This is a genomic window from Pseudarthrobacter sp. J1738, assembly GCF_050490315.1.
In the GTDB taxonomy this organism is placed as follows: Bacteria; Actinomycetota; Actinomycetes; order Actinomycetales; family Micrococcaceae; genus JBNPEO01.
Genome location: NZ_JBNPEO010000002.1, coordinates 460,350 through 484,750 on the forward strand (window position 1 = coordinate 460,350; position 24,401 = coordinate 484,750).

General features: G+C 56.9%; 21 protein-coding genes and 1 tRNA gene. 12 read left to right on the forward strand and 10 right to left on the reverse strand.

Features of this window, described 5'->3' with window-relative positions; genetic code table 11:
- Positions 1-118 precede the first annotated feature (118 nt).
- The 3 genes from ACQR35_RS05765 (at position 119) to ACQR35_RS05775 (ending at position 5,300) form a co-directional block, all read left to right on the forward strand.
- Positions 119-191, forward strand: a tRNA-Arg gene (locus ACQR35_RS05765).
- A gap of 143 nt (positions 192-334) precedes the next feature.
- Entirely contained in the window at positions 335-4,279 is a 3,945-nt protein-coding gene (gene hrpA / locus ACQR35_RS05770; RefSeq protein WP_430269462.1) for an ATP-dependent RNA helicase HrpA, read from the forward strand.
- A gap of 10 nt (positions 4,280-4,289) precedes the next feature.
- Complete coding sequence (locus ACQR35_RS05775; RefSeq protein ID WP_430269463.1) at positions 4,290-5,300, forward strand: beta-ketoacyl-ACP synthase III; 1,011 nt, start codon at positions 4,290-4,292, stop codon at positions 5,298-5,300.
- Here the strand turns inward: ACQR35_RS05775 and ACQR35_RS05780 are convergent.
- Together ACQR35_RS05780 and ACQR35_RS05785 are read right to left on the reverse strand one after the other, a co-directional pair.
- Positions 5,273-5,701, reverse strand: a complete 429-nt coding sequence (locus tag ACQR35_RS05780; RefSeq protein WP_430269464.1) for an HIT family protein — start codon at positions 5,699-5,701, stop codon at positions 5,273-5,275. The genes ACQR35_RS05775 and ACQR35_RS05780 overlap by 28 nt on opposite strands.
- A gap of 58 nt (positions 5,702-5,759) precedes the next feature.
- Complete coding sequence (locus ACQR35_RS05785; protein ID WP_430269465.1) at positions 5,760-6,620, reverse strand: sulfurtransferase; 861 nt, start codon at positions 6,618-6,620, stop codon at positions 5,760-5,762.
- 50 nt (positions 6,621-6,670) lie between these two features.
- Between ACQR35_RS05785 and ACQR35_RS05790 the strand changes: the two genes are divergently transcribed.
- Complete coding sequence (locus ACQR35_RS05790; protein WP_430269466.1) at positions 6,671-7,756, forward strand: PLP-dependent cysteine synthase family protein; 1,086 nt, start codon at positions 6,671-6,673, stop codon at positions 7,754-7,756.
- 10 nt (positions 7,757-7,766) lie between these two features.
- Here the strand turns inward: ACQR35_RS05790 and ACQR35_RS05795 are convergent, their stop codons facing one another.
- Positions 7,767-8,444, reverse strand: a complete 678-nt coding sequence (locus tag ACQR35_RS05795; RefSeq protein ID WP_430269467.1) for an MBL fold metallo-hydrolase — start codon at positions 8,442-8,444, stop codon at positions 7,767-7,769.
- A gap of 167 nt (positions 8,445-8,611) precedes the next feature.
- On the opposite strand from ACQR35_RS05795, the gene ACQR35_RS05800 reads away from it, so the two are divergent.
- Positions 8,612-9,055: a Fur family transcriptional regulator gene (locus ACQR35_RS05800; RefSeq protein WP_430269468.1), complete on the forward strand. Its 444-nt coding sequence runs from the start codon at positions 8,612-8,614 to the stop codon at positions 9,053-9,055.
- A gap of 11 nt (positions 9,056-9,066) precedes the next feature.
- Here ACQR35_RS05800 and ACQR35_RS05805 read toward each other — a convergent pair whose 3' ends face one another.
- The 5 genes from ACQR35_RS05805 to ACQR35_RS05825 all read right to left on the reverse strand — a co-directional run bounded on the left by ACQR35_RS05805 (position 9,067) and on the right by ACQR35_RS05825 (position 14,254).
- Entirely contained in the window at positions 9,067-9,960 is an 894-nt protein-coding gene (locus ACQR35_RS05805; protein WP_430266661.1) for a metal ABC transporter permease, read from the reverse strand.
- Positions 9,961-10,758: a metal ABC transporter ATP-binding protein gene (locus tag ACQR35_RS05810; protein WP_430266660.1), complete on the reverse strand. Its 798-nt coding sequence runs from the start codon at positions 10,756-10,758 to the stop codon at positions 9,961-9,963.
- Between the two features lie 55 nt (positions 10,759-10,813).
- A complete protein-coding gene (locus ACQR35_RS05815) occupies positions 10,814-11,770 on the reverse strand; it encodes a metal ABC transporter solute-binding protein, Zn/Mn family (RefSeq protein WP_430266659.1) in 957 nt (318 codons plus the stop codon).
- Positions 11,771-11,871: 101 nt separating this feature from the next.
- The gene (locus ACQR35_RS05820; protein WP_430266658.1) at positions 11,872-12,939 is read right to left on the reverse strand and encodes a hemolysin family protein; all 1,068 of its coding nucleotides are present in this window, start codon (positions 12,937-12,939) and stop codon (positions 11,872-11,874) included.
- On the reverse strand, positions 12,932-14,254 hold the full coding sequence (locus ACQR35_RS05825; RefSeq protein WP_430269469.1) for a hemolysin family protein: 1,323 nt from the start codon (positions 14,252-14,254) through the stop codon (positions 12,932-12,934). The genes ACQR35_RS05820 and ACQR35_RS05825 overlap by 8 nt, the downstream gene beginning before the upstream one ends.
- 484 nt (positions 14,255-14,738) lie before the next feature.
- Between ACQR35_RS05825 and ACQR35_RS05830 the strand changes: the two genes are divergently transcribed.
- The 5 genes from ACQR35_RS05830 (at position 14,739) to ACQR35_RS05850 (ending at position 21,226) form a co-directional block, all read left to right on the forward strand.
- Positions 14,739-18,584: a multifunctional oxoglutarate decarboxylase/oxoglutarate dehydrogenase thiamine pyrophosphate-binding subunit/dihydrolipoyllysine-residue succinyltransferase subunit gene (locus tag ACQR35_RS05830; RefSeq protein ID WP_430266656.1), complete on the forward strand. Its 3,846-nt coding sequence runs from the start codon at positions 14,739-14,741 to the stop codon at positions 18,582-18,584.
- A gap of 136 nt (positions 18,585-18,720) precedes the next feature.
- Positions 18,721-19,320 (forward strand): GDSL-type esterase/lipase family protein, encoded by a 600-nt coding sequence (locus ACQR35_RS05835; protein WP_430266655.1) that lies wholly within the window; start codon positions 18,721-18,723, stop codon positions 19,318-19,320.
- Between the two features lie 135 nt (positions 19,321-19,455).
- Positions 19,456-20,340, forward strand: coding sequence for a DUF4097 family beta strand repeat-containing protein (locus tag ACQR35_RS05840; RefSeq protein WP_430269470.1), 885 nt, complete (start codon positions 19,456-19,458; stop codon positions 20,338-20,340).
- Positions 20,337-21,047: a PadR family transcriptional regulator gene (locus ACQR35_RS05845; RefSeq protein WP_430266653.1), complete on the forward strand. Its 711-nt coding sequence runs from the start codon at positions 20,337-20,339 to the stop codon at positions 21,045-21,047. The genes ACQR35_RS05840 and ACQR35_RS05845 overlap by 4 nt, the downstream gene beginning before the upstream one ends.
- 104 nt (positions 21,048-21,151) lie before the next feature.
- Entirely contained in the window at positions 21,152-21,226 is a 75-nt protein-coding gene (locus tag ACQR35_RS05850; protein ID WP_369299106.1) for a 50S ribosomal protein bL37, read from the forward strand.
- 78 nt (positions 21,227-21,304) lie between these two features.
- Here ACQR35_RS05850 and rsrA read toward each other — a convergent pair whose 3' ends face one another.
- Both rsrA and ACQR35_RS05860 read right to left on the reverse strand, forming a co-directional pair.
- Complete coding sequence (gene rsrA, locus ACQR35_RS05855) at positions 21,305-21,562, reverse strand: mycothiol system anti-sigma-R factor (RefSeq protein ID WP_430266652.1); 258 nt, start codon at positions 21,560-21,562, stop codon at positions 21,305-21,307.
- Positions 21,559-22,353, reverse strand: a complete 795-nt coding sequence (locus ACQR35_RS05860) for a sigma-70 family RNA polymerase sigma factor (RefSeq protein WP_430266731.1) — start codon at positions 22,351-22,353, stop codon at positions 21,559-21,561. Before ACQR35_RS05860 ends, rsrA begins: the two co-directional genes overlap by 4 nt.
- 170 nt (positions 22,354-22,523) lie before the next feature.
- Here ACQR35_RS05860 and ACQR35_RS05865 point away from each other — a divergent pair, with 170 nt between their 5' ends.
- Positions 22,524-23,039, forward strand: a complete 516-nt coding sequence (locus ACQR35_RS05865) for a DoxX family protein (RefSeq protein WP_430266651.1) — start codon at positions 22,524-22,526, stop codon at positions 23,037-23,039.
- 6 nt (positions 23,040-23,045) lie between these two features.
- Positions 23,046-24,401: a 3-phosphoshikimate 1-carboxyvinyltransferase gene (gene aroA, locus ACQR35_RS05870; protein WP_430266650.1), complete on the forward strand. Its 1,356-nt coding sequence runs from the start codon at positions 23,046-23,048 to the stop codon at positions 24,399-24,401.

Here is a 24,401-nt window from a genome sequence, read left to right on the forward strand (position 1 = left end):
TCAGCAAACGCCGCTAGCTCCTTGCTCAAAGAAGGGCCCAGGCTCGGATGGTTTTTTGAACGGCCCGGCCTGCTGATAAGCTCTAGGACGTTCCGCTGGCTTTAGCGGAGACCCTGTTGCCCTCGTAGCTCAGGGGATAGAGCGGTTGCCTCCGGAGCAACAGGCCGTAGGTTCGAATCCTATCGAGGGCACGTTTTTCGAGTAACCCGATCCCACGGTGTGGGGTCGGGTTACTTTTTTGTTTACCCCCGGAATCATTCCAAGAGATACGAGACAAACCGCCTAGGTGGACGGCTAATACTGTCCACACCCGGCACAGTAGACTGTCTACGCCATGACTTTTCACATTTCTTACTCTGCGGCTTTGCCGGTTTCCGAACGCCGCGAGGACATCATGGCGGCTATCGCGGCCAACCAGGTCACCATCATCGCTGGGGAGACCGGTTCCGGTAAGACCACTCAGATCCCCAAAATGTGTCTAGAACTGGGCCTTGGTGAGAATGGCATGCTTGGCCACACCCAGCCGCGCCGACTCGCTGCACGGACAGTTGCAGAGCGAATCGCCGAGGAACTCGGAGTGGAGATAGGCCAAGAAGTTGGCTTCCAAGTCCGGTTTACCGGCGAAGTCAGCAAACAAACCAAGGTCAAAGTGATGACCGACGGTATCTTGCTCGCCGAGATCCAACGCGACAAACTCTTGCGCCGTTACAGCACCATCATCATCGACGAAGCTCACGAGCGCAGCCTCAATATCGACTTTATTCTGGGATATCTCAAACGACTCCTCCCCCAGCGCCCGGACCTCAAAGTCATCATCACCTCGGCCACGATTGATCCACAACGCTTTGCCGAGCACTTTGGTAGCGCCGAAGAGCCATCGCCCATCATTGAGGTATCTGGGCGAACTTTCCCGGTAGAAATTCGCTACCGCCCGCTTTCCCAGGCCAACAACACCGATGCCGACGCCTCTGACGACGATCTCGAAGAGGACCGAGATCCTCTCGATGCTGTGTGTGACGCAGTGGACGAGCTAGCCAAAGAAGCGCCGGGCGACATCCTGATCTTTTTCTCCGGCGAACGTGAAATCCGCGATGCTGCAGAAGCGCTCAAGGGCCGAATCCAGTCCAATAGGCGACTTGCTGGCACAGAGGTACTTCCGCTGTTTGCTCGCTTGAGTTTGCAAGAGCAACACGCGGTTTTCAACCCGGGTTCCAAGCGTCGAATTGTGCTGGCAACCAACGTGGCAGAGACGTCACTGACCGTTCCTGGCATCAAATATGTAGTGGACACCGGCACGGCTCGCATCTCCCGGTACTCGCACCGGACCAAGGTTCAACGATTGCCGATTGAACGAGTCTCGCAAGCCTCAGCCAATCAGCGTTCTGGCCGTTGCGGGCGCGTCTCTGACGGCATCGCCATCCGCTTGTACTCCGAAGAAGACTTTAATTCCCGGCCCGCTTTTACCGATCCTGAGATTTTGCGGACCAACCTCGCCGCTGTCATTTTGCAAATGACAGCAATGGGCGTTGCTCGCGGTCCCAAAGACGTAGAAGACTTCCCGTTTGTTCAGCCGCCAGACTCCAAAGCAATCAACGACGGCGTTACTCTCCTCCGCGAACTCGGGGCCTTGCGCGCCGCTGGCGCGAAGAGCGGCGGTGGGCTCACCGCCGTGGGCCACCAATTAGCGCAATTGCCGGTAGATCCACGATTAGGCCGCATGATTGTTGAAGCTGGCAAGCGTGGCTGCGTCAAAGAAGTGATGATCCTCGCCGCCGCCTTGACCATTCAGGACCCACGCGAGCGCCCTAGCGATAAGCAGCAACAAGCTACGGAAAAGCACTCCCGTTTCCGCGACGAGAACTCGGACTTTACTGGGTTTTTGAATCTCTGGAACTATCTTCAAGAGAAGCAGGCTGAACTCTCCTCTTCGCAGTTCAGGAAGTTATGCCGGGCGGAGTTCATCAACTATTTGCGAGTGCGCGAATGGCAAGATCTCTACGCCCAGTTACGCCAGATGGCCAAGCCGTTGGGAATTTCCGTTGACGGGCGACGTGACGCAGACGCCGTGGGAAACCACGAGTCCGTCCACATCAGTCTTTTGTCCGGGCTCCTCAGCCACATTGGTCTTTTGGACGAGCGCAAACGCGAATATGCCGGTGCACGCGGTAGCCGTTTCGCCATTTTCCCCGGGTCCGCGCTGTTTAAGAAGTCGCCAACTTTTGTGATGGCAGCTGAACTTGTTGAAACCAGCCGGCTATGGGCTCGTGTAGCGGCAAAATTTGAACCGGCTTGGGCCGAACTCGTGGCTCCTGATCTAGTCAAACGAAGCTATAGCGAACCACATTGGTCTAGCCGTTCTGGCTCAGTGATGGCCTATGAGAAGGTCCTTTTGTACGGTGTGCCAATCGTGGCTCAACGTCGAATCAACTATGCGCGGATCGACCCAGAGTTGTGCCGTGAACTCTTTATCCGCCACGCCTTGGTGGAGGGTGAATGGCGTACACACCATAAGTTCTTCCACCGCAACCGCGCCCTGTTGCAAGAAGTTGAAGAACTTGAGACCCGGATGCGGCGCCGGGACATCTTGGTTGACGACGAGGCGCTCTTTGAGTTCTATAACGCTCGGATTGGCAAGGAAGTTGTCTCCGAAAGGCACTTCGACAAATGGTGGAAAGAAGCACGCGCTCAGGACGCCGCACTTCTAGATTTTGATCAGTCTCTGTTGATCAATCCCGAAGCGGAAGCTTTGGATGACACCGCTTACCCCAAGGTGTGGCGGCACAAAGGCTTCGAGCTCCCCCTGAGTTATGAATTCCATCCAGTGGCTCCCGGTTCTACCCCACATCCATCTGACGGTGTAACGGCCGAAGTCCCGGTTCTGTTCTTGAACCAACTGGACGACACTGCTTTCCGCTGGCAGATTCCTGGCCAACGCGTAGATCTGGTCACCGCTTTGATCAAGTCACTGCCCAAACAGGTACGGAAGAATTTTGTTCCAGCCCCGGACGTGGCACGCCAAACGGTGCAGCTATTAGAACAGGACTTTGATCCCTCCGTGGATAATCTCGAGGCGTCCCTTGAGCTTGCCCTGCGTAGGCTCAAAGGCCATGTCATTCCTCCTGGTTCTTGGAATTGGGACGCTGTTCCCCCACACTTGCGGGTTAGTTTCAAAGTTGTGGACTCCGCAGGCAAAGTCCTCGACGAAGGTAAGGACCTAGCCGCCCTCCAAGCTGCCCTAGCCCCTGCAACGCGCCGCGCTATTGCGGAATCTTTGGGTGCTACACCGGCGAGCAATGCCGCAGCCAACAAAAAAACTCAGGCTTCAAACCCTCGCGCGGGCCACTCTCAAGGCACCGGTAGCTCTGTTCAACAAGTAGATGCCGCACCTGGGGCATCCGGTGCTGGAGTTCCGGAGCAGGGTGGGCTCACTTCGTGGTCTATGGGCAAGATTGAACGCTCGGTAACTCGCTTGGTTGCTGGGCACAGTGTGACGGGCTACCCGGCATTAGTCGACGAAGGTAGCACCGTAGCGTTGCGGATCTTCCAGAGTGCTGCAGAGGCGAATACCGCAATGCGGGCCGGTGTGATCCGCCTTTTGGTACTCCGGGTTCCCTCGCCTGCGCGGTATGTGCTGGAGCATCTGTCCAATACCGAGAAATTGACCTTTAGCCAGAACCCGCATGGCTCGGTTGAATCGTTGATCGCCGATTGCACTCAAGCGGCCGTGGACAAGCTCACACCCCAAGAACTCCCTTGGGATCAGGCCAGCTTCGAGACGTTGTATGAGTCAGTCCGTGCTGATCTGATCGATACAGTTTTTGCTGTCACGGCCATTGTGGAGCGAATTCTGGCTAGCAGTATGCGGATTGGCAAAGCCCTGCGCCAAACCTCGAGCTTGCCCCTCATTAGCGCCCTGAATGACATCAAATCCCAATTGGAGCAATTGGTGTATCCGGGCTTTGTAGCACGCACGGGCTATGCCCAATTGAGCCAATTGCCACGCTATCTGGCAGGGATTGAAAAGCGCCTCGAGAAGCTCCCCAACAACGTGGCGCGTGACGGCGCGAACATGAGCGTTGTCCAGCGCCTCGAGGATGATTACGACGACGCCGTGGCGGCTTTGGCACCTGGCCGCGGCACTACTGCCGATTTAACTCACGTGCGCTGGATGATCGAAGAGCTTCGCGTCAGCTTCTTCGCCGTTGAGCTTGGTACAGCTTATTCAGTGTCCGAGAAACGTATCCGAGTTGCCCTCAATAAAGCCCTATCCCCGGTGTAAAGGACCCCACATGAAAAAGCTGACATTCCCCGCGCCGAACGCCGGGTCTGAAATTCTTGGCCTAGGCCACGCCCAGCCACAACGGGTCATGGATAACCACGAACTCGAAACCATGATGGACACTTCCGATGCGTGGATCCGTCAGCGCACCGGCATTGTCACCCGGCATATTGCGGGCGAGGACGAGTCCGCCAAGGATCTGGCTATTACTGCCGCCCGTATGGCACTCGAGGATTCCGGCGTACCCGCCGAACAGATCGATCTGGTGATCGTTGCAACCACCACCGCCATAGAACGGACCCCCAATACCGCTGGTCGCGTAGCCCAAGCTTTGGGCCTTGGAACCGGCGAACAAGGGCCCGGTGTGATTGACGTCAACACCGCGTGCTCCGGCTTTGAATACGCACTTGGCCTGGCAGACCAGTCCATCCGGACCGGATCAGCCAAATACGCCTTGGTTATTGGCTCAGAGACCCTCTCCAAGGCCACCGACTGGACAGACCGCAGCACAGCAGTTCTCACGGCCGACGGCGCAGGGGCCATGGTCATCGGAGCCACTGACGAGCCCCGGATTGGGCCAGTGGTATGGGGTTCGAAGGGCGATCTAGCGGACGCCGTATTAATCTCTCCCCCAACAAACAAGTTTTGGCAGAACGGCCGTGAAGTCCTCCGCTGGGCGCTCAAGGACGCCGAACGGCACGCCCGTGCCGCCGTTCAAGCCGCTGGCCTCGAGATGGAAGACATCGAGGTGCTCCTCAGCCATCAAGCCAATCTGCGCATTATCGAACCCCTGGCACAGGCACTGGGCCTAGCCGAGAAGGTGGTCATGACGGACGTCATCGAATCCGGCAACACCTCCGCAGCCAGTGTTCCGCTTGGCTACAGCAAATGGTGGCACGCCGGTAAGATCCCTTCCGATGTCCCAGCCCTGCTCTTTGGATTCGGTGGCGGATTTACTTACGCGGGAATGGTGGCAATGACCCCGCGAAAGGCTCACTCAGCCGGAACAGACTCGCTGTAACCGGCTGCTCGCAGACCTTCGCGGAGTTTTTCCGCATTGGCATCAAGCTGCGCTGGATCTGGATTGTTGTCCACCGAAGCGAAGTCATAGTCAGCCATAGTGTTTGAAGGCCACACGTGCACGTGCAGGTGGTTAACCTCGTAGCCGGCAACCAGCAAGCCGGCGCGCGCAGAACCAAAGGTTGCTACCTGTACGGCACCAATTTTCTGTGCAACGTCCATCACTCGGCTCCACGTTTGAGGATCTGCATCGGTCCAGCGATCCACTTCCTCAACCGGAACCACCAGAGTATGCCCATCTGCGAGGGGACCAACCGTCAAGAACGCCACAACGTCCTCGTCACGCCACACAAAGCGGCCGGGAATTTCACCGTTAATGATTCGAGTGAACAACGTGGGCATGTGCTCTCCTAAGTCTTCGGGGTATAACAAAAAACTACCGTCCAGAATGGAAAATCTTCTAAGCGGGCTGATCTCCGGTCGCTACTTCATTCATCCGATTCGAAGACCACTGTGAGTAAGATCCTGGGTAAAGTGCCGCGGAAATTCCGGCAATCTCCAACGCAAGCACGGTGTGAGCCGCCGTAACGCCCGAGCCACAATAGGCTCCTACTTCTGTGCCAGGATCAACACCCAGCCCCTCGAACCTCTCACGCAACGCAGCAGCTGCCCCAAAGCGTCCATCCGCAGCAAGGTTCCCTGCCGTTGGGGCGCTCAGCGCACCCGGGATGTGCCCGGGCCGCGGATCCACGGGTTCTACTTCGCCGCGGTACCGCTCGCCAGCTCTCGCGTCCAGTAGTACCTTCCCAGAACCACTGGTCCAAGCGCCCGCCTGTTCTTGCGAAATAGTTGCCATCCCGGCCCACGGATTCTGTGTATCGAGTTTTAGTCCCGGACCAGGCGCCGGCGTGACGGAACCGGACTCGAGCGGTAGTCCCGCTTGGGACCATGCCGCCAATCCGCCGTCGAGCACTAAAGTCTCTGCATGGCCAGCTGCACGCAAAAGCCACCATGCGCGGGAAGCGGCTAGAGAACCGGTGTTGTCATAAATCACCACCAAGCTACTGGGCGTTATCCCCCACCGACGGGTGGCCGTTTCAAAGCGGTCCACGGAGGGCAGCGGATGCCTACCGCGTTCGGCTGTGGCGGGGTCCGCCAGCTCATGGTCAAGGTCAACAAACACCGCACCGGGCACATGAGCTTCAGCGTAGTGCTGCGCCCCCTTCGGATCGCCCAATGCCCAGCGAACATCCAAGAGAACAATGCTTGCTTCGCTTTCCAGGCGTTGAGCAAGGCTAGGAGCGTCGATGAGAGGATTCATGCTCCGACTCTAACCGGAAGAGATCGTTATAGGCTTCGAGGGTGAGTCATATGAACCGCCAAAACCGTGTTTGGACTGAGGAAGCCATCCGCAAGATCGAGGCCGAAACCAAACGCTCGGCGGACACCCACCTATATTCAGTGCCTTTGCCGGAGTCTTGGGACATACAGTTGTATCTCAAAGATGAGTCCACCCACCGCTCGGGAAGCCTCAAGCACCGGCTGGCACGCTCGCTATTCCTTTTTGGCCTCGTCAATGGCTGGATACATGAAGGCAGCACCATCGTGGAAGCAAGTAGCGGCAGCACTGCTGTCTCCGAGGCCTACTTTGCCTCACTCTTAGGTTTGCCCTTTGTTGCGGTGATGGCCAACACCACCAGCCCGGAGAAGATCCGGCTCATCGAGAACTTTGGCGGTTCTTGTTTACTCGTGGACCACGCCGCACAGGTTTACGAGGCAGCACAAGAGATGGCAACCAAAACTCGCGGGCATTACATGGACCAGTTCACTTTCGCCGAGCGTGCCACGGATTGGCGTGGCAACAACAACATTGCCGAATCAATCTTCGGCCAGCTGACCCATGAACCTAATCCCATACCACGGTGGATTGTGGTGGGAGCCGGAACCGGTGGAACCAGCGCCACCATTGGCCGGTACTTGCGCTATTGCCGTCACCCAACAGAACTCACTGTAGTGGACCCTGAAAACAGTGCGTTCTACCCGAACTGGCGGGAGCCACAAGGCACTCCCTGCACGGGGAAACCTTCACGCATCGAAGGCATTGGCCGGGCACGGCTAGAACCAAGCTTTGTCCCAAGCGTTATTGACCACATGATCCAGGTGCCGGATGCCGCATCTATCGCGGCGATGCGGCACCTGCATACAGTTGCCGGTCTCCACGCTGGCCCGTCCACGGGTACTAATCTGTGGGGTGTCTGGATGCTCATCTCAGAGATGATGGCCAAGGGTGAAACGGGCAGCATTGTCACCTTGATGTGCGACGGCGGCGAACGCTACGAAGGCAACTATTACAACCAGGAGTGGATCAGCGCCCAAGGCTTGGATCCTGCACCTTACGAAGCAGCGATCGCCGAGTTCTTCGAGACTGGAACATTGCCGCCAGTCACACTCGCCTAAATCAGGAGTATTAGATCTCCACGGATTCCAACGTTGCCAAGTGCCGGAACGTTGTTCCAACCGTTGCTGCGAGCCGTCCGACGTGTGACTCCACTAAGCCCAAACCTAGCTGGTTCAACAGGGCATCATGCATTTGGAAGGCTTGTTTTGCGCGAACGCTCAGAACAAAGTCGATCACTTCACTGGACTTAGACCACGGCGCGTGGACCGGAACCAATAGTGCGTCAACGTTGTGGCCGTCCGGAATCGTCAACGAATCCCCCGGGTGGTAAACAGCATCGTCCACGAGGTAGGCAACATTGGCCACCATAGGAATGCTCGCATGAATCAAGGCATGCTGGCCACCAAAAGTGCGGATCTCAAAACCGCCAGCCGAGAAGCTCTGCCGGGGTTCGGCGTTATGAATGCGTTCCGCTGCGGCTGGGTTCTCGCTGCGCAAGGTCTCGGCTACCCCAACCGGCGCCCACACCTGAAGAGCTGAACCTTCGGCTGCCAACGCTGTGGCCAAGGCTTTGGAATCAAAATGATCCTGATGCTCATGCGTGATCAAAACCGTCTGGGCGCCAGCGAGGGCCTGATCGGCCTCGGAAAAGGACCCCGGGTCAAGCACTAAAACGGCCGGTTCAGCTGAATCAGCGGAGGACTTCTCAAGGCGAATACAGGAATGCGTAAATTTAGTCAGCAGCATCATCCCAGCCTACGGTTCTTCCCTGTCCCAAACCATCATCTAGCCTGAAAATTCGCTGCTGGTTGGCGGCTGACTGATAGGCTGGATTACCGCGGAAGGGGACCCGTTTCCTCTCGATTCACACGTGAACAATTCGCGAAAGTCACCGTGGAAGGTAGGTTCGGCACATGAGTAATGCACACGGCAATCGTGCTGAGGAACCGGCAATTAAAGAGCAGCGAGTCACCAAACAGCGCATTGCTGTGGGGGCCGCTTTGGATACCATCGATGACTTTGTGAGTACACAAGAATTGCATCGAATGATGTACGACGCCGGTTCTCGCGTTTCGCTGGCCACCACCTACCGCATTGTGCAATCTATGGCCGAAGATGGCCAGGTGGACGTTCTACGTAACGCTGAAGGGGAAGCAGTGTATCGCCGCTGCGCGGCTTCCACTCACCACCACCACTTGTTGTGCAGGAATTGTGGCAAAACGGTGGAAATCGAAGCCCCTGCTGTTGAGGCTTGGGCCGCCAGTGTTGCCCAGGACAACGGCTTCACTGAGGTAGCGCACACGGTGGAGATCTTTGGTTTGTGCCCGGAGTGCAGCGCGGCGAAAGCCGCAAAATAACAGCTACCCGGCTATTGCGCTGGTGCCGGTCCGGGGCTGGGCAGAACACGATTATTCAGGCCTGCACGGCGCCGAACGCTCCCAATAATGCGGCAGACCACGTAGATCAAAAACGAGATGGTGGTGACATACGGGCTGATCGGAATCCGGCCACCGAGTGCTAGCAGGATTCCACCTACGGTTGAAGTCAGCGCGAAAACCACACTCAATAGCAAGACCAAGCGCGGTGATGCTGTGACCTGTAAGGCCGCGGCAGCAGGTGTAATCAGCAGCGCTAGTACCAGCAAAGCTCCAACCACCTGGATGGAAAGTGCAACGCTGATGCCCAGCAAGAACATAAACACTAGCGAAAGTCCTCTAACCGGTACACCACGAGCCTCAGCCAACTCCGGGTCAACGCTGGCAAACGTGAGCGGACGCCACATGATGATCAGAGCGATCATCACCACTGCAGCGGCGGCTGCTAGACCTTGAAGTTGGATGGTATCCACCGAGACGATTTGCCCAGTCAAGAGCCCGAATTTGTTGGCTGCTCTACCTTCGTACAAGGCTAGGAAAAGGATTCCGAGGCCTAGGCCAAAAGGCATAATCACTCCGATAATGGAGTTTTTATCTCTGGCCCGGACGCCCATAATGCCCAGCAGAAGCGCTGCCAATATGGAGCCTGTGAGCGAACCGATAATCACATCGGCACCGATGAGAAGTGCAAAGGCCGCGCCAGCAAAGGAAAGCTCTGAGATGCCGTGAACGGCGAAAGCTAGGTCACGTTTGAGGACAAAAACGCCGATCATTCCGCCGAGGATTCCTAGTACGGCCCCGGCCCAGACGGAATTCTGAACGAGGACTAGCAGCTCCCCATAGTTGTCAAAGTTAAAGATGGCGCCAAGCGCATCATTGAGATTCATCTACTCGGTCTCTTCTTCTTCGTGGTGAGGCCCGTCTGGGATACCAACCACCACAATTCGGCCGTTGCTATGGATCGCTTCTACATGGCTGCCGTAGAGCTCGCTGAGGACTGATGTGGTCATCACCTCTTCTGGCGGACCAATCCGAAAGTCACCACCGGCTAGATACAAAACGCGATCAACGTAGTCGATGATCGGGTTGATCTCGTGGGTCACAAAAACAACCGCTGCATTGTCCTTGCGGCAGCGTTCGTTGACTAGGGCGCTGACTTCTTGTTGATGCCGGAGGTCTAGAGAGAGCAAAGGCTCATCGCACAAGAGGATCTTGGGATCCGAGGCCAGCGCCTGAGCTACACGTAGTCGTTGTTGCTCCCCGCCAGAGAGTTGACCCACCGGAACCTTGGCATAGGCGGATGCACCCACCACCTCTAGCAATTGATCAACTTTTTTGTTGACCTCGGCGCTGCGCCACCGAACACCCCACCGGTGGCCATCAACGCCTAGCGCTACTAGGTCACGAGCTCGCAGAGGTGTGTCCATACCTAGGGATTTTTGCTGCGGGATGTACCCAACGCTGCGACTGCCCCGCGTGACTGGAGCACCATCCATCAAGAGTGTTCCGCCGCTGAGTGGCTGAAGCCCCAAAAGAACTTTCAGGAGGCTAGTTTTCCCGGATCCGTTCGGGCCAAGAACCGCGAAGAACTCCCCCGGCTTGATCTCAAGGTTCAGCCGGTGCCACAGCGTTCTCTGGCCAAATTTGAGCTCGGCATTGTGCAGCTCGATAGCGGCCTTGGTCATAACGTCCTTCGCGGTTCTATTTCCTTGAAATGATGAATCTCAGCCTAGTGGGTACCTAGCTTTTGGCTTGCTGAAAAGCACTCTCCAGGGAGGAAACGTTCGCTGTCATCCACTGAAGGTAGTTGCTCGATTCCGGCATGGTTTCAGTGAAATTGAGGACTGGAATTCCGGAGTCCTCAGCAGCCTGTTTGAGGGCCTGAGTTTGCGATCCCTCAGTTTGCTCGTTGTAGGCCAACAGCTTTACCTGATGTGAGCTGAATAGTTCCAAGGTGCTGCGCAGAACTGTGGCTGGCACGTCTGTGCCTTCTTCAATAGCGTGACTGAACGCTTCTGGAGTTTTGTTTTCCATCCCAGCTTGCTCTACCAGGTAGAGCGGAACAGGCTCGGTGATGGCCACTGCGGTCCCCGGGTGCTCACTCTTGATGGTTTCAAGGCGAGTGCCGAGCTTTGTCAGCGAGGATTTGAACGTCTTCGCGTTGGAGCCGAATTGAGCAGCATTAGTAGCATCGAGTTTGCTCAAATGCGCTGCAACAGTATCAGCGACTTTGCCCATCGTCTCAAGCGAATACCACACGTGCTCATTGAAGTCGGTGTGACCATGAACTGCGTTTGTGCTGCCTTGAGTACTGGACGAATCTAGGCCAGAAACGTCGACGGCGGAAATAACGTTTGCGGGGTCTACCTTGCTTGCTTGGGTGAGACCATCCATAAACGAGTCGTAACCGCCTCCATTTTCGATCACGAGCTTTGCATGCGAGAGTTTCAAACGATCCTGGGCTGTGGCTTCGTAGGAGTGCGGGTCCTGGCTGGTTTTGGAAATAATCGCTTCCACAGTGACGTGTTCGCCACCAATCGTTTTGGCAATGTCGCCATAGACGTTGGTGGAGGCAACCACATTGATCGCCCCTGAGGCGGAGCTCGTTTTTGAATCCGCAGATGTTCCGCACGCGGTCAAAACTAGGGAAAATACCGCGAGGGCGGCGAAGGAAGTTCGGGCGGCTCGACGTCGCACGGAAGCCTCAGTTCTACTCAGATGAGAATCAGTAACAATAAGTACTCATCGAGTGTAGCGCTAAATGGGAATGATTCCTATTTAGCGCTACACCGAGCGGTCTAGGCTTCCTGCTCGCCTAGCCGGCGGATGCCGGTGGCCTGTGTGGCATCACGAATTTCGCCCACCAATTGTTCAATAACGTCTTCGAGGAAAAGCACTCCCACCGTCACACCGTCCGCGCCCACTACACGGGCCAGGTGGGAGCCGGTGCGCTGCATCGTGGCCAGAGCATCTTCAATTTCTTCCTCTGGACGCAGGTTCGCCAAGGTCCGAACCCGACTCACGGCAATCGGCTGACGGTACTGCTCAGCATCGATAGAGATGACGTCTTTGATGTGCAAATAACCTGCAAGCACCGAATCCTCGTCCAGGATCGGAAAACGCGAGAAGCCAGTACGCCCGACAGCCTTTTCAAACTGGGACGGCGTAGTGCTTGCTTTGAGAGTTACTAGGCGATCCAGGGGAACCATAATGTGCGCGGCGGTGTGCTCAGAGAATTCCAGAGCTCCGCTCAACAACCCGGACTCGTCATCAACAAGGCCCGAACGCGTGGACTCCTGAACGATGGACTGAACTTCCTCAAGGGTGAAACTCGAGGACACCTCATCCTTCGGTTCGACTTTTAGTAGACGAAGAATATGGTTAGCCATCCAGTTCAAGCTTGAGATGACTGGCTTAAACACCCGGCCAAGGGCAACCAGCGGCGGCGCTAACAACAGTGCTGCTTTGTCAGCGGCGGACACTGAGATGTTCTTAGGGACCATCTCGCCAAATGTCACGTGCAAAAAAGTCACCAGCAACAAAGTCAGTACAAACGCCACGACGTCGGCGGCCTCCACCGGGATACCCAACAGTTCCAGCGGTCCAGCCAGAAGATGGTGGATGGAGGGCTCCGCAACTTGGAGAATCAACAGTGAACACACGGTGATGCCTAGCTGCGCACACGCCAACATTAGTGACACGTTTTCCATGGCTTTGAGCGTGGTTACTGCACGCTGGGACCCGGAATCAGCCAACGGTTCAATCTGGCTTCTGCGGGCAGACATAATGCCGAACTCTGCAGCAACAAAAAATGCGTTGCCCATCAAGAGCAGCACTAGCCAAACGATCCCCCACCAATCACTCATGGCTAGTCTCCTCGCCGTCGTTAGTTTCCACACGTTGAACAAAGCGCATCCGGTCAATCCGGCGCCCGTCCATCCGGGTTACTACCAACGTCCCCGCGGGTAGCTCTACCTCGTCTCCCACTTCTGGGATGCGGCCGAGCTCGCTCATCACAAAGCCACCGACCGTTTCATACGACGCCTCGTCAGGGACCACCAAAAACGGTACATGCTCAGTGACTTCATCCGGGCGCATCAGGCCAGGGAAGTACCAATCACCGCCCGCGCCTTGCAAAACGCCTGGCTTGACCTTGTCGTGTTCATCGGAAACTTCGCCAACGATTTCTTCAACAAGGTCCTCGAGCGTGGTGATACCAGCCGTGCCACCGTATTCATCGAGCACAACAGCTAGCTGAAGATTGCCTTCGCGAAGCTCAGTCAACAAGGCGTCCAAATGCATGGTTTCTGGAACGCGAAGAACTTCAGTCATAATCGCGCCAGCTTCAACGCCTTCACGGCGATCGGCTGGCACAGCGATTGCCTTCTTGATGTGAACAACACCCTTAATGTCATCGGGCGAGTCACCAATTACAGGAAACCTCGAGTACCCAGTGCGTCGAGCAGCTGCAACGACCTCAGTCAAGGGCGCATCGGCGTCGATAGTTTCCATTCGAATCCGCGGAGTCATCACATCGGCGGCATTGCGGCCAGAGAATCTCAGTGTGCGGGCCACAAAATTCGCAGTTCCGGCATCCAAGGTGCCCATCTCAGCCGAACGGCGGACCAAGGACGAGAGCTCCGCCGGTGTGCGTGCCCCGGAAATTTCTTCCTTGGCTTCGAGACCAAAAATGTTCAAGATCCGATTCGAGAAACCATTAAGCAATGCAATCGCTGGTCGAAACGCCGCTGTAAACATTAATTGGGGACGAGCCACAGCGCGGCCAATCGGAAACGCCAGTGAAATAGCCAAGTTTTTAGGCACCAATTCGCCTAACAGCATCGACAAAAAAGTCGCCAAAACCATTGCCACAACCAAGGAAATCGCCGCAGCGCCAGGCAAGCCGATGGCCGTCAGTGGACCCTCTAGGAGCTTGCCCACGGACGGTTCCATCACGTAACCGGTCAGCAACGTGGTCAAGGTGATGCCAAGTTGGCAGCTAGAGAGCTGAGTGGAAAGGGACTTGAGGCAGCGCAAAAGCGGAACTGCACCCTCGTCGCCGTCGTCCACTGCACGCTGCACTGTCGCTTGGTCAAGGGCCAACATCGAAAACTCAACAGCAACGAAGAAGCCGGTCCCCGCGATCAGCAGAAGTCCGGCAACTAGAAGCAACCATTCCATTTAGTTGGCACCTCGGCTTAGAGCGCCAGCAGCACCGAATCTCACTGCTCGCAAGGCGGGCTCCAACGGAGAAATAGCGATGGGCTGAGATCGGGCAGGCGGAGGATGATCAGCGGAGGCCGCGGCAGCCCCGGCGGCAGAGTCCTGACTAACTGCTTCATGAGGGGCGCGTGAACGGGGTTTGCCGGCAACTGGGGAACTCGGCGCTGTGCTTGCGTGAGCAAGACGGCGAGCGGCTCCGGGCCGGCACCTAGAATTAGGGTCCATAAGGCTAACAGTCTACAGGAGCGCGTGACAGGCCCCTTAGTTCTGAACGTCAAAGTCGCGGCACGGTCATCTCCATCACAAAGATTGGCAGTTAGCCCGTAAACCTCACTAGACTGGCAAAGTCTGGGTTGCGGCTCAGACATAAGAGCTCCTACCGGCACAGGCGCCGGGACTCATGCCAGCGGGCAATCAGATTTATGGAAGAGGCGTATTTCACGTGCCAGAGCAGCCCAATCACCGTCTACCCGAAGAATTCGGCGGAAATGAATGGCTCGTCGATGAACTCTACGAGCGGTATCAGCAGGACAAGAATTCGGTGGACGCAAAATGGTGGCCGCTGTTCTCTACCTTTGACTCGGGAGATAATTCCAGCTCCAAGGGAGCTACCTCAAATGGCACCTCGGCTCACCCGCCGACTCGCGAGCTTCCGGTAGTCAAGGCCGACGCCCCCGCTCCAGCGGCACAGCCGGCAAGTGCTCCAGCAAGCTCTACGCCTGCTGCTGCAGCACCGAGTGCACCCCAAACACCTGCCGCTAACGCACCTGCTGCACCGGCTGCCGCAGCACCGAAGCGGCCCGAGCCGCGTGTAGTTGCCAAGGACGGCAACCGGCAAAACGGTGGTACCGCAACAGCCCCGATCCCCGCTCAGCTTCCCAAGAGCGCCAAGGCAACTACGGCACCGGAAGAGGACACCGTTTCCGTCTTGCGCGGCCCGGCCAAGGCCATCGCAACCAACATGGTGTCGAGCCTCCAAGTCCCCACTGCAACAAGCGTGCGAGCCATTCCGGCCAAACTTCTGATCGACAACCGCGTGGTGATCAACAACCACCTCTCGCGTGCTCGTGGCGGCAAGATCTCCTTTACGCACTTGATCGGCTACGCAGTGGTCAAGGCTCTGAGCCAGTTCCCGTCGATGAACGTCTACTACGACGAAAAGGACGGCAAGCCCGTAGTTGTGCAGCCCGCACACGTCAACTTCGGTATTGCCATTGACATGCCTAAGCCCGACGGCACACGCTTGCTGATGGTGCCGAACATTAAAAAGGCTGAAACGCTCAAGTTTGCTGCTTTTTGGCACACCTACGAGGACCTCATTAAGCGCGCCCGTAATGGCCAGCTGACCGCTGACGACCACTCAGGCACCACGGTTTCTTTGACCAACCCCGGCGGAATTGGCACCGTTCACTCTGTTCCTCGTTTGTCCAAGGGCCAGGCCGCCATCATTGGTGTTGGTGCTTTGGAGTACCCGGCTGAGTTCCAGGGTTCTTCTGAAATCAAGCTCGCAGAACAGGCCATTGGCAAGATCATCACTTTGACCTCCACCTATGACCACCGCGTCATTCAGGGTGCTGGCTCGGGCGAATTCTTGCGGATTGTCCACCAGTTGCTGTTGGGCGAGCAGAACTTCTACGACGAAATCTTTGAAGAGCTCCGCATTCCTTACGAGCCAGTCCGCTGGAGCCCTGATATTCAGGTAGACCCCGCAGGCCAGATCAACAAGGTTGCTCGCATTCAGCAGCTCATCCACTCGTACCGTGTACGTGGTCATTTGATGGCTGACACCGATCCGCTCGAGTACGTCCAGCGAAAGCACCCTGACCTCGACGTTTTGAACCATGGTTTGACGCTGTGGGATTTGGACCGCGAATGGCCAACAGGCGGCTTTGGTGGCAAGCCATTCTTGAAGTTCCGCACCATCCTTGGTGTCCTGCGCGACGCTTACTGCCGCACCACCGGCATTGAGTACATGCACATCCAGGATCCTGAAGAGCGGCTTTGGTTCCAGGACCAGTTGGAGCACCCCTACTCCAAGCCGAGCCGTGAAGAGCAACTTCGGATCGTCTCCAAGCTCAATGCAGCAGAGGCATTCGAAACGTTCTTGCAAACCAAGTTCGTGGGCCAGAAGCGTTTCAGCCTCGAAGGTGGAGAATCCCTGATCCCGCTCTTGGACGCACTCATTTCTGACGCTGCAGACCAGGGTATGGATGAGGTTGCCATTGGTATGGCGCACCGCGGCCGTTTGAACGTCTTGACCAACATTGCCGGCAAGACGTACGCCCAGGTTTTCCGCGAATTTGAAGGCACCCAGGACCCCCGCTCCGTGCAGGGTTCCGGCGACGTAAAGTACCACTTGGGTACTGAAGGCACCTTCACCTCGGACAACGGCAACGAGACAAAGGTTTACCTTGCCGCTAACCCCTCACACCTTGAGGCTGTTGACTCCGTACTTGAAGGTATTGTCCGCGCCAAGCAGGACCTTTTGGACCAGGGCGACTCGTTCCCGGTACTGCCAATCCTAGTCCACGGTGACGCTGCCTTCGCAGGCCAAGGTGTTGTAGCTGAGACTCTCAACCTCTCCCAGCTGCGCGGTTACCGCACGGGTGGTACCGTCCACGTCATTGTGAACAACCAAGTTGGATTCACTACCTCACCTTCATCATCGCGCTCGTCTACGTACTCCACGGACGTTGCCAAGATGATTCAGGCACCGATCTTCCACGTCAATGGCGATGATCCTGAGGCAGTAGTTCGTGTGGCACAGTTGGCCTTCGAATTCCGCCAGCGCTTCCACAAGGACGTTATTATCGACATGGTTTGCTACCGTCGTCGTGGTCACAACGAGGGCGACGATCCTTCGATGACGCAGCCGCTGATGTACAACTTGATCGAAGCTAAGCGCTCCGTTCGTAAGCTGTACACCGAGGCTCTGATCGGCCGTGGCGACATCACCGAGGAAGAAGCCGAGCAGCTGCTGCGCGACTACCAAGAACGCCTTGAGCGCGTTTTTGCGGAAACCCACGCTGCTCAAACTTCACCGATCCCGATTGTCACCTCTGATTCCGCAGCAGTGTCCGGAATCGAGCGTCCGCTCTCTCAGCGCGGCGATTCGGTAGTCAACTCCCCCGCTTCCACGGCAATCACGGCGGAGACTTTGGCCCACATTGGCCAGGCGCACGTGAACATCCCTGAGGGCTTTACGGTTCACCCCAAGCTCAAGCAGCTCCTTGAAAAGCGCGAGCAGATGTCCCGCGAAGGTGGCATTGACTGGGGCTTCGGCGAAATCGCAGCCTTTGGTTCCTTGATCATGGAAGGTGTTCCGGTTCGCTTGGCGGGTCAGGACTCCCGCCGTGGAACCTTTGTGCAGCGTCACGCAGTATTCCACGACCGTGCCAACGGCAAAGAGTGGACGCCGATTTCCAAGCTTTCTGACAACCAGGCGAAGCTGTGGATCTACGACTCCCTACTCTCCGAATATGCAGCGCTCGGCTTCGAATACGGCTACTCCGTGGAACGGCCTGACGCACTTGTCCTCTGGGAAGCTCAGTTCGGTGACTTCGTCAACGGCGCTCAGACCGTCATCGACGAATTCATCTCCTCGGCCGAGCAGAAGTGGGGCCAGCGCTCTTCACTCGTGTTGATGCTCCCGCACGGCTACGAAGGTCAGGGACCGGACCACTCCTCGGCACGCATTGAGCGCTTCTTGCAGATGTGCGCCGAAGAGAACTTGATTGTGGCTAACCCCACCACGGCCGCCTCGCACTTCCACTTGTTGCGCCGCCAAGCCTACAGCCGTCCGCGTAAGCCACTGATTGTGTTCACACCCAAGCAGTTGCTCCGCCTCAAGGCTGCAGCGTCTCCGGTTGAGGACTTCACCAATGGCACCTTCAAGCCGGTCATTGGCGAGCACGAGTCCCTCAACGGCGCCGATGTTCAGCGCGTATTGCTGGTCTCCGGACGTTTGTACTACGACCTCTTGTCCACACGCCAGAAGTCCGAGGACAAAACGACGGCGATTGTTCGGCTCGAGCAGTTGTACCCCTTGCCGCTGGCCGAGATCGAAGCCGAACTCGCCAAGTACCCGAACGCTGAAGTTGTTTGGGCACAGGACGAGCCAGCCAACCAGGGCCCGTGGCCGTTTATTGGTTTGAATTTGGCACCCCAGCTGGACCGCAAGGTTCGTCTGGTTAGCCGCCCCGCATCGGCGTCGACCGCTGCTGGTTCCATGAAACGCCACGCTGCCGAGCAGGAAATTCTGCTCAAATCGGCCTTCGGCCAAAAGTAGTCACACAAACTGCCCGGCTGCAGCGCTGCAAATGCGGCGCCGTAGCCGGGCAGTTCTGTTTAATAGCTAGAAGAACCAACAGCAACGGCACGCCTGTTCGTAAGAACGGTGGCGTCGACGAGGTAAAGAGGTACCAGTGGAGGACAGAAGAGTGCGCATCGCCGCCGTGGGTGACGAGCTGCTTGCGGGATTGGGTGACCCACGTGCCCTTGGCTGGATTGGCAGAGTTTTAGCCCGGACCCCACAAGAGCACGCCAGCATTGAAAGCTTCTCCCTGCCCTGCCCTGAAGAAGGCACGGAGGGGCTCGCTGCTCGTTGGCAAGAGGAAGCTGGCCGCCGTTTCAGCGCCTCAACTGAGAACAAGCTGGTGATTGGCCTCTCGGGCAGAGATGTGGAATTCGGTCTTTCAACAGCACGCAGCCGGCTCAATCTGGCCAACATCCTCGATTCGGCATCTCAGTCCAACATCGGCGTTTTTGTAGTGGGTCCGCCGCCCACTTTGGATCCTGCGCAGAACCGTCGCTTGGCTGAGCTGAACACCGCCTTCGCCGACGTCACCACCCGCCGCAAGCACTTATACGTTGACACGTTCTCGCCGTTGCTCAACCACGAGCAGTGGCGTACTGATCTGGCCGCCAATGCTGGTACCCCGGGCCAGGCCGGCTACGGTTTGATGGCTTGGCTGGTACTGCACCGTGGTTGGTTCCAGTGGTTGAACGTCCCTGAGAATGTCTAAATAACTATCAGTACTCGTCATCAAGGGCTTGGCAGAGCGCTTAACCAGCATCTGCCAAGCCCTTGACGCGTCTCAAGACGCGATATATCGTGAGTTACATAACGCGATATATCGCATCTCGTCTTGGAGGTTTTTGTGGCACAAGAAGTGTGGTCAGTTACCGGCCCCCAAATCATTGATCTCAGTGGTGTTACTTCGCTCAAGCTGAGCATCGTTGCCGGCCGATTCGACGTTGTAGCCCAAGCCGCTAACGAAGGTGAGGACTTTCAGGAACCCGCACGCATCGAAGTATCTGAGGTGGTTGGCGATCCACTTGCAATCACCTTTGAGGACGGGCGCTTAGAAATCCGCCATCAAATTCAGGGTGCGCCGGGGTGGTTCAAAAACCTGATGACCTCAGTGACCAACAACAATGACAACCGCGCTGTCATCACTATCTCAGTACCCGCACAGACCACGGTCGAGGCCGGCACAGTTAGCGGCGATGGCCTTGTCCAATGCACCACAAAAATCACTAAACTCAACACCGTGAGCGGTTCCGTCGTTGCCGATGCCACCTCCGGGGAGCTGAACGTTAATACCGTCAGCGGTGAAGTGATCATCCGCCGTCACAATGGACTTCTTTCCGCCAAGTCCGTCTCGGGCGAAGTGACAGCCTCCGGAGAGCTAAGCCACGTCCGTGCTTCAACCGTCAGCGGCGAGCTGAGCCTTGATCTGTTGGGATACACACAGGACGTTGGCACCAACTCAGTTTCCGGGGACGTCACCATACGGCTTCCGCATGACCTTGGGGTAGACATCAGCGCCAACACAGCCTCGGGAACAGTTATTATCAACCACCAAAAGTACGTGCCGTCTTCTGGGCGAGTACGAACCATCGCTGGGCCCGACCTACAGTTGGTCACAATGCGTACGAATTCCGTCTCTGGCCACCTCACGATTTTGCACCGAGCAGAAGCAGAAACCCATGCGCAGGAAACACTCCCATCAATAGGGGAAGCATTAGAAGGACAGCAGTGACTCCTCCTGTCTTCCCACACGGCGCTTTACGCTTGTACTTGCTGGTTTTGCTCGAAGAAGGCCCCAAACACGGCTACGAACTCATAAAGGAACTTAGCGAAAGATTTGGTGGTAGCTACAAACCAAGCGCTGGAACCATCTACCCGCGTTTATCAAAGCTCCAAGAAGAGGGCCTGGTGGCCACGGAAACCGAGGGCCGCCGAACGCGATACTCGGTCACCGAAGCAGGCCTGACTGAGATCCAAAACCGCCGGGCCGAAATCGAGGGTGTCGAAGAAGGAATCGCTGCCTCTATGCGCCGTCTGGCCGATGATCTCCGTACGGATATCACCACCAATATGCGAGCCCTGCGTGCAGATCTCGCAGCAACCGCAGAAGCTGCAAAGTCGGCTGCACGGCGTAATTCCGTCCGCCAACCAGAGAACCACTCCGGCCCAGGTGCACCCCTGAACCCGGTCAGCCCGGGCCCAGCCAATATCAGCCCAGCTAGCACCGTGCCAGCGAGCAACACGCCCGCCAATAACAGTGGCGCATCAATTCAGCGGCTCAAGCACAGCGAAGTTCTCCTTCAGCAGTTCCGAGACGATCTGCGTGTTGAACTCCGCCTGGCCTCGCGTGAGCAGGCTATTTCTCAGGTGACGGTGGAGACCATTCGCACAGTGTTGGAGCAAGCATCGATTGCGGTGCGGAATTCTTTGCGGCATTAACGGCACGAAATATGGAGCCGAGCGCTTGCTCGTTTCGTCCCAGCGGATGGTGTGTGGGAGACTAGAGGGCAGCTCTTTTGAGTACAAGAATAAGGAGGCCAGCTATGAGCAAGCGTGCACGCAAGCGTCGTGACCGTAAGCGTGGCGGCGCGAACCACGGCAAGCGCCCCAACACCTAAGTCAACGACTTAGCGTAAAGGTTCTAAAAAGTAAGGGCCCCAGCCAAACGGCTGGGGCCCTTACTTTTAGGTTTTCTATTAGCTAGCTGCACGAGCCGCATGGATGCGGTCAAGAATGCCCTGCTTAAGCTTCTCTGGCGCCGCCTCCGTGCACGAACGCTTGACCATGGTGCGGATCATGCACTCCAAGTCATGCTGTTCCAAGCAATTTGGGCAGCTGTCCAGGTGCTCTTTGATCTCTTGGACAGCACTCTTGGGGAGCGCTCCATCGAGGTATTCATAGATGCGTTCCATGCGCGTATCGTCGCAGTCGCCCAGTCCCTGGCAATCGCTCATTTTTCTTTCTCCTGTTGCGTGCTGTTGTTCGCAGCTGAACTCGATGGTTCTGCCGACGAATCTTGAGTCCCGAAACCACGTTCCGCGGCGTATTCCGCCAGCATCTCTCGCAGCATTCGTCGCCCACGGTGCAGTCTGGACATCACCGTGCCGATCGGGGTGTTCATGATTTCTGAAATTTCTTTGTACGCGAACCCTTCAACATCCGCGAAGTAAACCGCTAGGCGGAATTCCTCGGGAATGGACTGGAGTGCGCTCTTGACGTCCGAGTCCGGCAAGTGATCCAAAGCCTCAGCTTCCGCTGAGCGCAGACCTCTGGAGGTGTGCGACTCCGCGCGGGCCAGCTGCCAATCTTCGATGGTGTCCGAGTTGGACTGCAACGGCTCACGTTGACGCTTGCGGTACAAGTTGATGTACGTGTTCGTCAAAATCCGGTACAGCCAAGCCTTTAGGTTGGTGCCCGGCTTGTACTGGTGGAAAGCAGAAAACGCTTTGGTGTACGCCTCTTGAACCAAATCTTCGGCGTCCGCGGGGTTTCTAGCCATACGCATAGCTGCCGAATATAGCTGGTCAACATATTGCATGGCGTCACGTTCAAAGCGAGCTCGACGCGCTTCAACGCCCTCGGTAGCGATATCCAGTTCAGCGGAATCGTGTTCGAGAGCAGAGGCTGCATCTTCATCCATGGCCATACCGGCCGGGTCCACAGTAGTCATCAAGCTCAAGTCTACTGTTGGCCGTCCGTCAAGGCGTATGTTCACCGGTGCTTCACGAACACGTTCATTCAGCAATACCAATATTTACCTCCTGAAGGGCGCGAACTTCTTAATGAACTGTTGATCACAACCAGTGCGGCCGGGCAATTATTCCGCAAAAGTGCAAAACTAGAGTCGTTGTGACTGCACTTGAACTATTTGCTCGCACTACAAATGTGGTGGGGCTGCCTTCGAGGAGGAACTCTATGTCTATCGTCCGTTTTCTCGCCCGCCCCATGCTTGGCTCCAGTTTTGTGATCGCCGGTCTGGACAAGATCAAGAATGTGGACGACACTGCGCGGCAGCTCTCCCCCGTGCTGCGACGTGCCTCCGACGCTTTGCCTTTCCCAGCTGATGAGAAGCTCATTGCCCGAGTGATTGGCGGTGCACAGCTCGGTGCCGGTGCTTTGTTCGCAATCGGGAAGTTCTCCCGTTTTTCGGCATTGGTTCTTTCCCTCACCTCAGCCCTCAACGGCTACGTAGAGTGGCGCTCAGCGGACGCCAGCACCAAAGAAGGGCGTGCCGCGCGTCGCGAACAGTTGCTCAAAAACGTATCTTTGACCGGCGGCGTATTGCTCGCATCGGTGGATACGGCCGGGCAGCCTAGCCTTGCTTGGCGTGCTGAGCACCTGGTCGCGGACACCAAAAAGGCAAGCAGCAAGCAGCTCCGCAAAGCAGACAAAGCAACCCGTAAAGCAGTCGACAACTTCGTAGGAGCCTAAGCGCCAATGACCGCTCGAACCGAGGCACCCGCTGGGGGCATCGCCAGTAATGCTCCCAGTGCGTGGCCGGCACCGTTTGCCGAACGCCCCGTTAATGCCACAGTCACCGTTCCCGGTTCGAAGTCTTTAACCAATCGCTATTTAGTTTTAGCCGCGCTGGCTGAAGGCCCCTCCAGGTTGCGCGCCCCTTTGCACTCGCGTGATTCGGCGCTAATGATCGCGGCATTAGTGCAGTTGGGGGCCGTAATCCAAGAGATCGACGGCGATTCAGCCTTTGGTCCTGATCTCTTGGTGACGCCCATTCCTGCAGGCCTTCCTACCGCGAGTACGAACATTGATTGCGGCCTCGCCGGAACGGTGATGCGATTTGTTCCGCCAGTGGCCGCTCTTCGCAACGGCGTTACGGTCTTCGATGGCGACCCGCACGCGCGCAAGCGCCCCATGAACACCATCATCTCGGCGCTAGGCGCCTTGGGAATTCAAACGCAAACGCCCGACGGCGAGGTGGCAACTTCGCTGCCATTCGCTGTCTCCGGAACGGGTGAAGTTAAGGGCGGTCACATTGTGATCGATGCGAGCGCCTCTTCTCAGTTTGTCTCTGCGTTGTTGTTGGTAGGTGCCCGTTTTACCGAGGGTCTTCACCTCGAACATGTGGGCCAGACGGTCCCAAGCTTGGATCACATCAACATGACGGTGGAGGTTCTTCGCCAAGTGGGTGTGACAGTTGATAACTCGGTTCCTAACCACTGGGTGGTGGAACCGGGAGCCATCAGCGCTTTCGACCAGCGCATTGAGCAGGATCTTTCTAATGCTGGCCCCTTCCTGGCCGCTGCACTGGCTACGCATGGCACCGTCAGGATCCCCAATTGGCCGGAAAAAACCACCCAAGTGGGTGACCAGTGGCGAAGCATTCTTGCCCAAATGGGCGCCACCGTAACGCTCGACGGCGGGACACTCACCGTAACTGGCGGGCCCGAGATCAAGGGGTCCACCTTTGATGAAACCAGCGAATTGGCTCCTACAGTTGCCGCATTGTGCGCCTTGGCTAACAGCCCCTCGCAATTGACCGGAATCGCACATTTGCGCGGTCACGAAACCGACCGGCTGGCCGCCCTTGTGGCGGAAATTAATCGCTTAGGTGGCGATGCCGAGGAAACCAGCGATGGCCTGATAATTCGGCCCGCCAAGCTCCGTGCCGACGTCGTACGTAGTTACGCTGACCACCGAATGGCGACCGCCGGTGCCATCCTTGGCCTCGCGGTACCCGGCGTTGAAGTCCAAGACATTGGCACAACGTCTAAAACCATGCCTGATTTCCCCCAGTTGTGGCATGCGATGCTCGCCCAGCACGGTGGTGACTAG

Coding starts and splice junctions, on each gene's coding strand:
- ACQR35_RS05795 (WP_430269467.1), bottom strand. CDS start 8,444: ATGCTGCTGACTAAATTTACGCATTCCTGTATTCGCCTTGAGAAGTCC.
- ACQR35_RS05865 (WP_430266651.1), top strand. CDS start 22,524: ATGTCTATCGTCCGTTTTCTCGCCCGCCCCATGCTTGGCTCCAGTTTT.
- hrpA (WP_430269462.1), top strand. CDS start 335: ATGACTTTTCACATTTCTTACTCTGCGGCTTTGCCGGTTTCCGAACGC.
- ACQR35_RS05820 (WP_430266658.1), bottom strand. CDS start 12,939: ATGAGTGATTGGTGGGGGATCGTTTGGCTAGTGCTGCTCTTGATGGGC.
- ACQR35_RS05825 (WP_430269469.1), bottom strand. CDS start 14,254: ATGGAATGGTTGCTTCTAGTTGCCGGACTTCTGCTGATCGCGGGGACC.
- ACQR35_RS05785 (WP_430269465.1), bottom strand. CDS start 6,620: ATGAATCCTCTCATCGACGCTCCTAGCCTTGCTCAACGCCTGGAAAGC.
- ACQR35_RS05790 (WP_430269466.1), top strand. CDS start 6,671: ATGAACCGCCAAAACCGTGTTTGGACTGAGGAAGCCATCCGCAAGATC.
- rsrA (WP_430266652.1), bottom strand. CDS start 21,562: ATGAGCGATTGCCAGGGACTGGGCGACTGCGACGATACGCGCATGGAA.
- ACQR35_RS05810 (WP_430266660.1), bottom strand. CDS start 10,758: ATGACCAAGGCCGCTATCGAGCTGCACAATGCCGAGCTCAAATTTGGC.
- ACQR35_RS05800 (WP_430269468.1), top strand. CDS start 8,612: ATGAGTAATGCACACGGCAATCGTGCTGAGGAACCGGCAATTAAAGAG.
- ACQR35_RS05780 (WP_430269464.1), bottom strand. CDS start 5,701: ATGCCCACGTTGTTCACTCGAATCATTAACGGTGAAATTCCCGGCCGC.
- ACQR35_RS05775 (WP_430269463.1), top strand. CDS start 4,290: ATGAAAAAGCTGACATTCCCCGCGCCGAACGCCGGGTCTGAAATTCTT.
- aroA (WP_430266650.1), top strand. CDS start 23,046: ATGACCGCTCGAACCGAGGCACCCGCTGGGGGCATCGCCAGTAATGCT.
- ACQR35_RS05805 (WP_430266661.1), bottom strand. CDS start 9,960: ATGAATCTCAATGATGCGCTTGGCGCCATCTTTAACTTTGACAACTAT.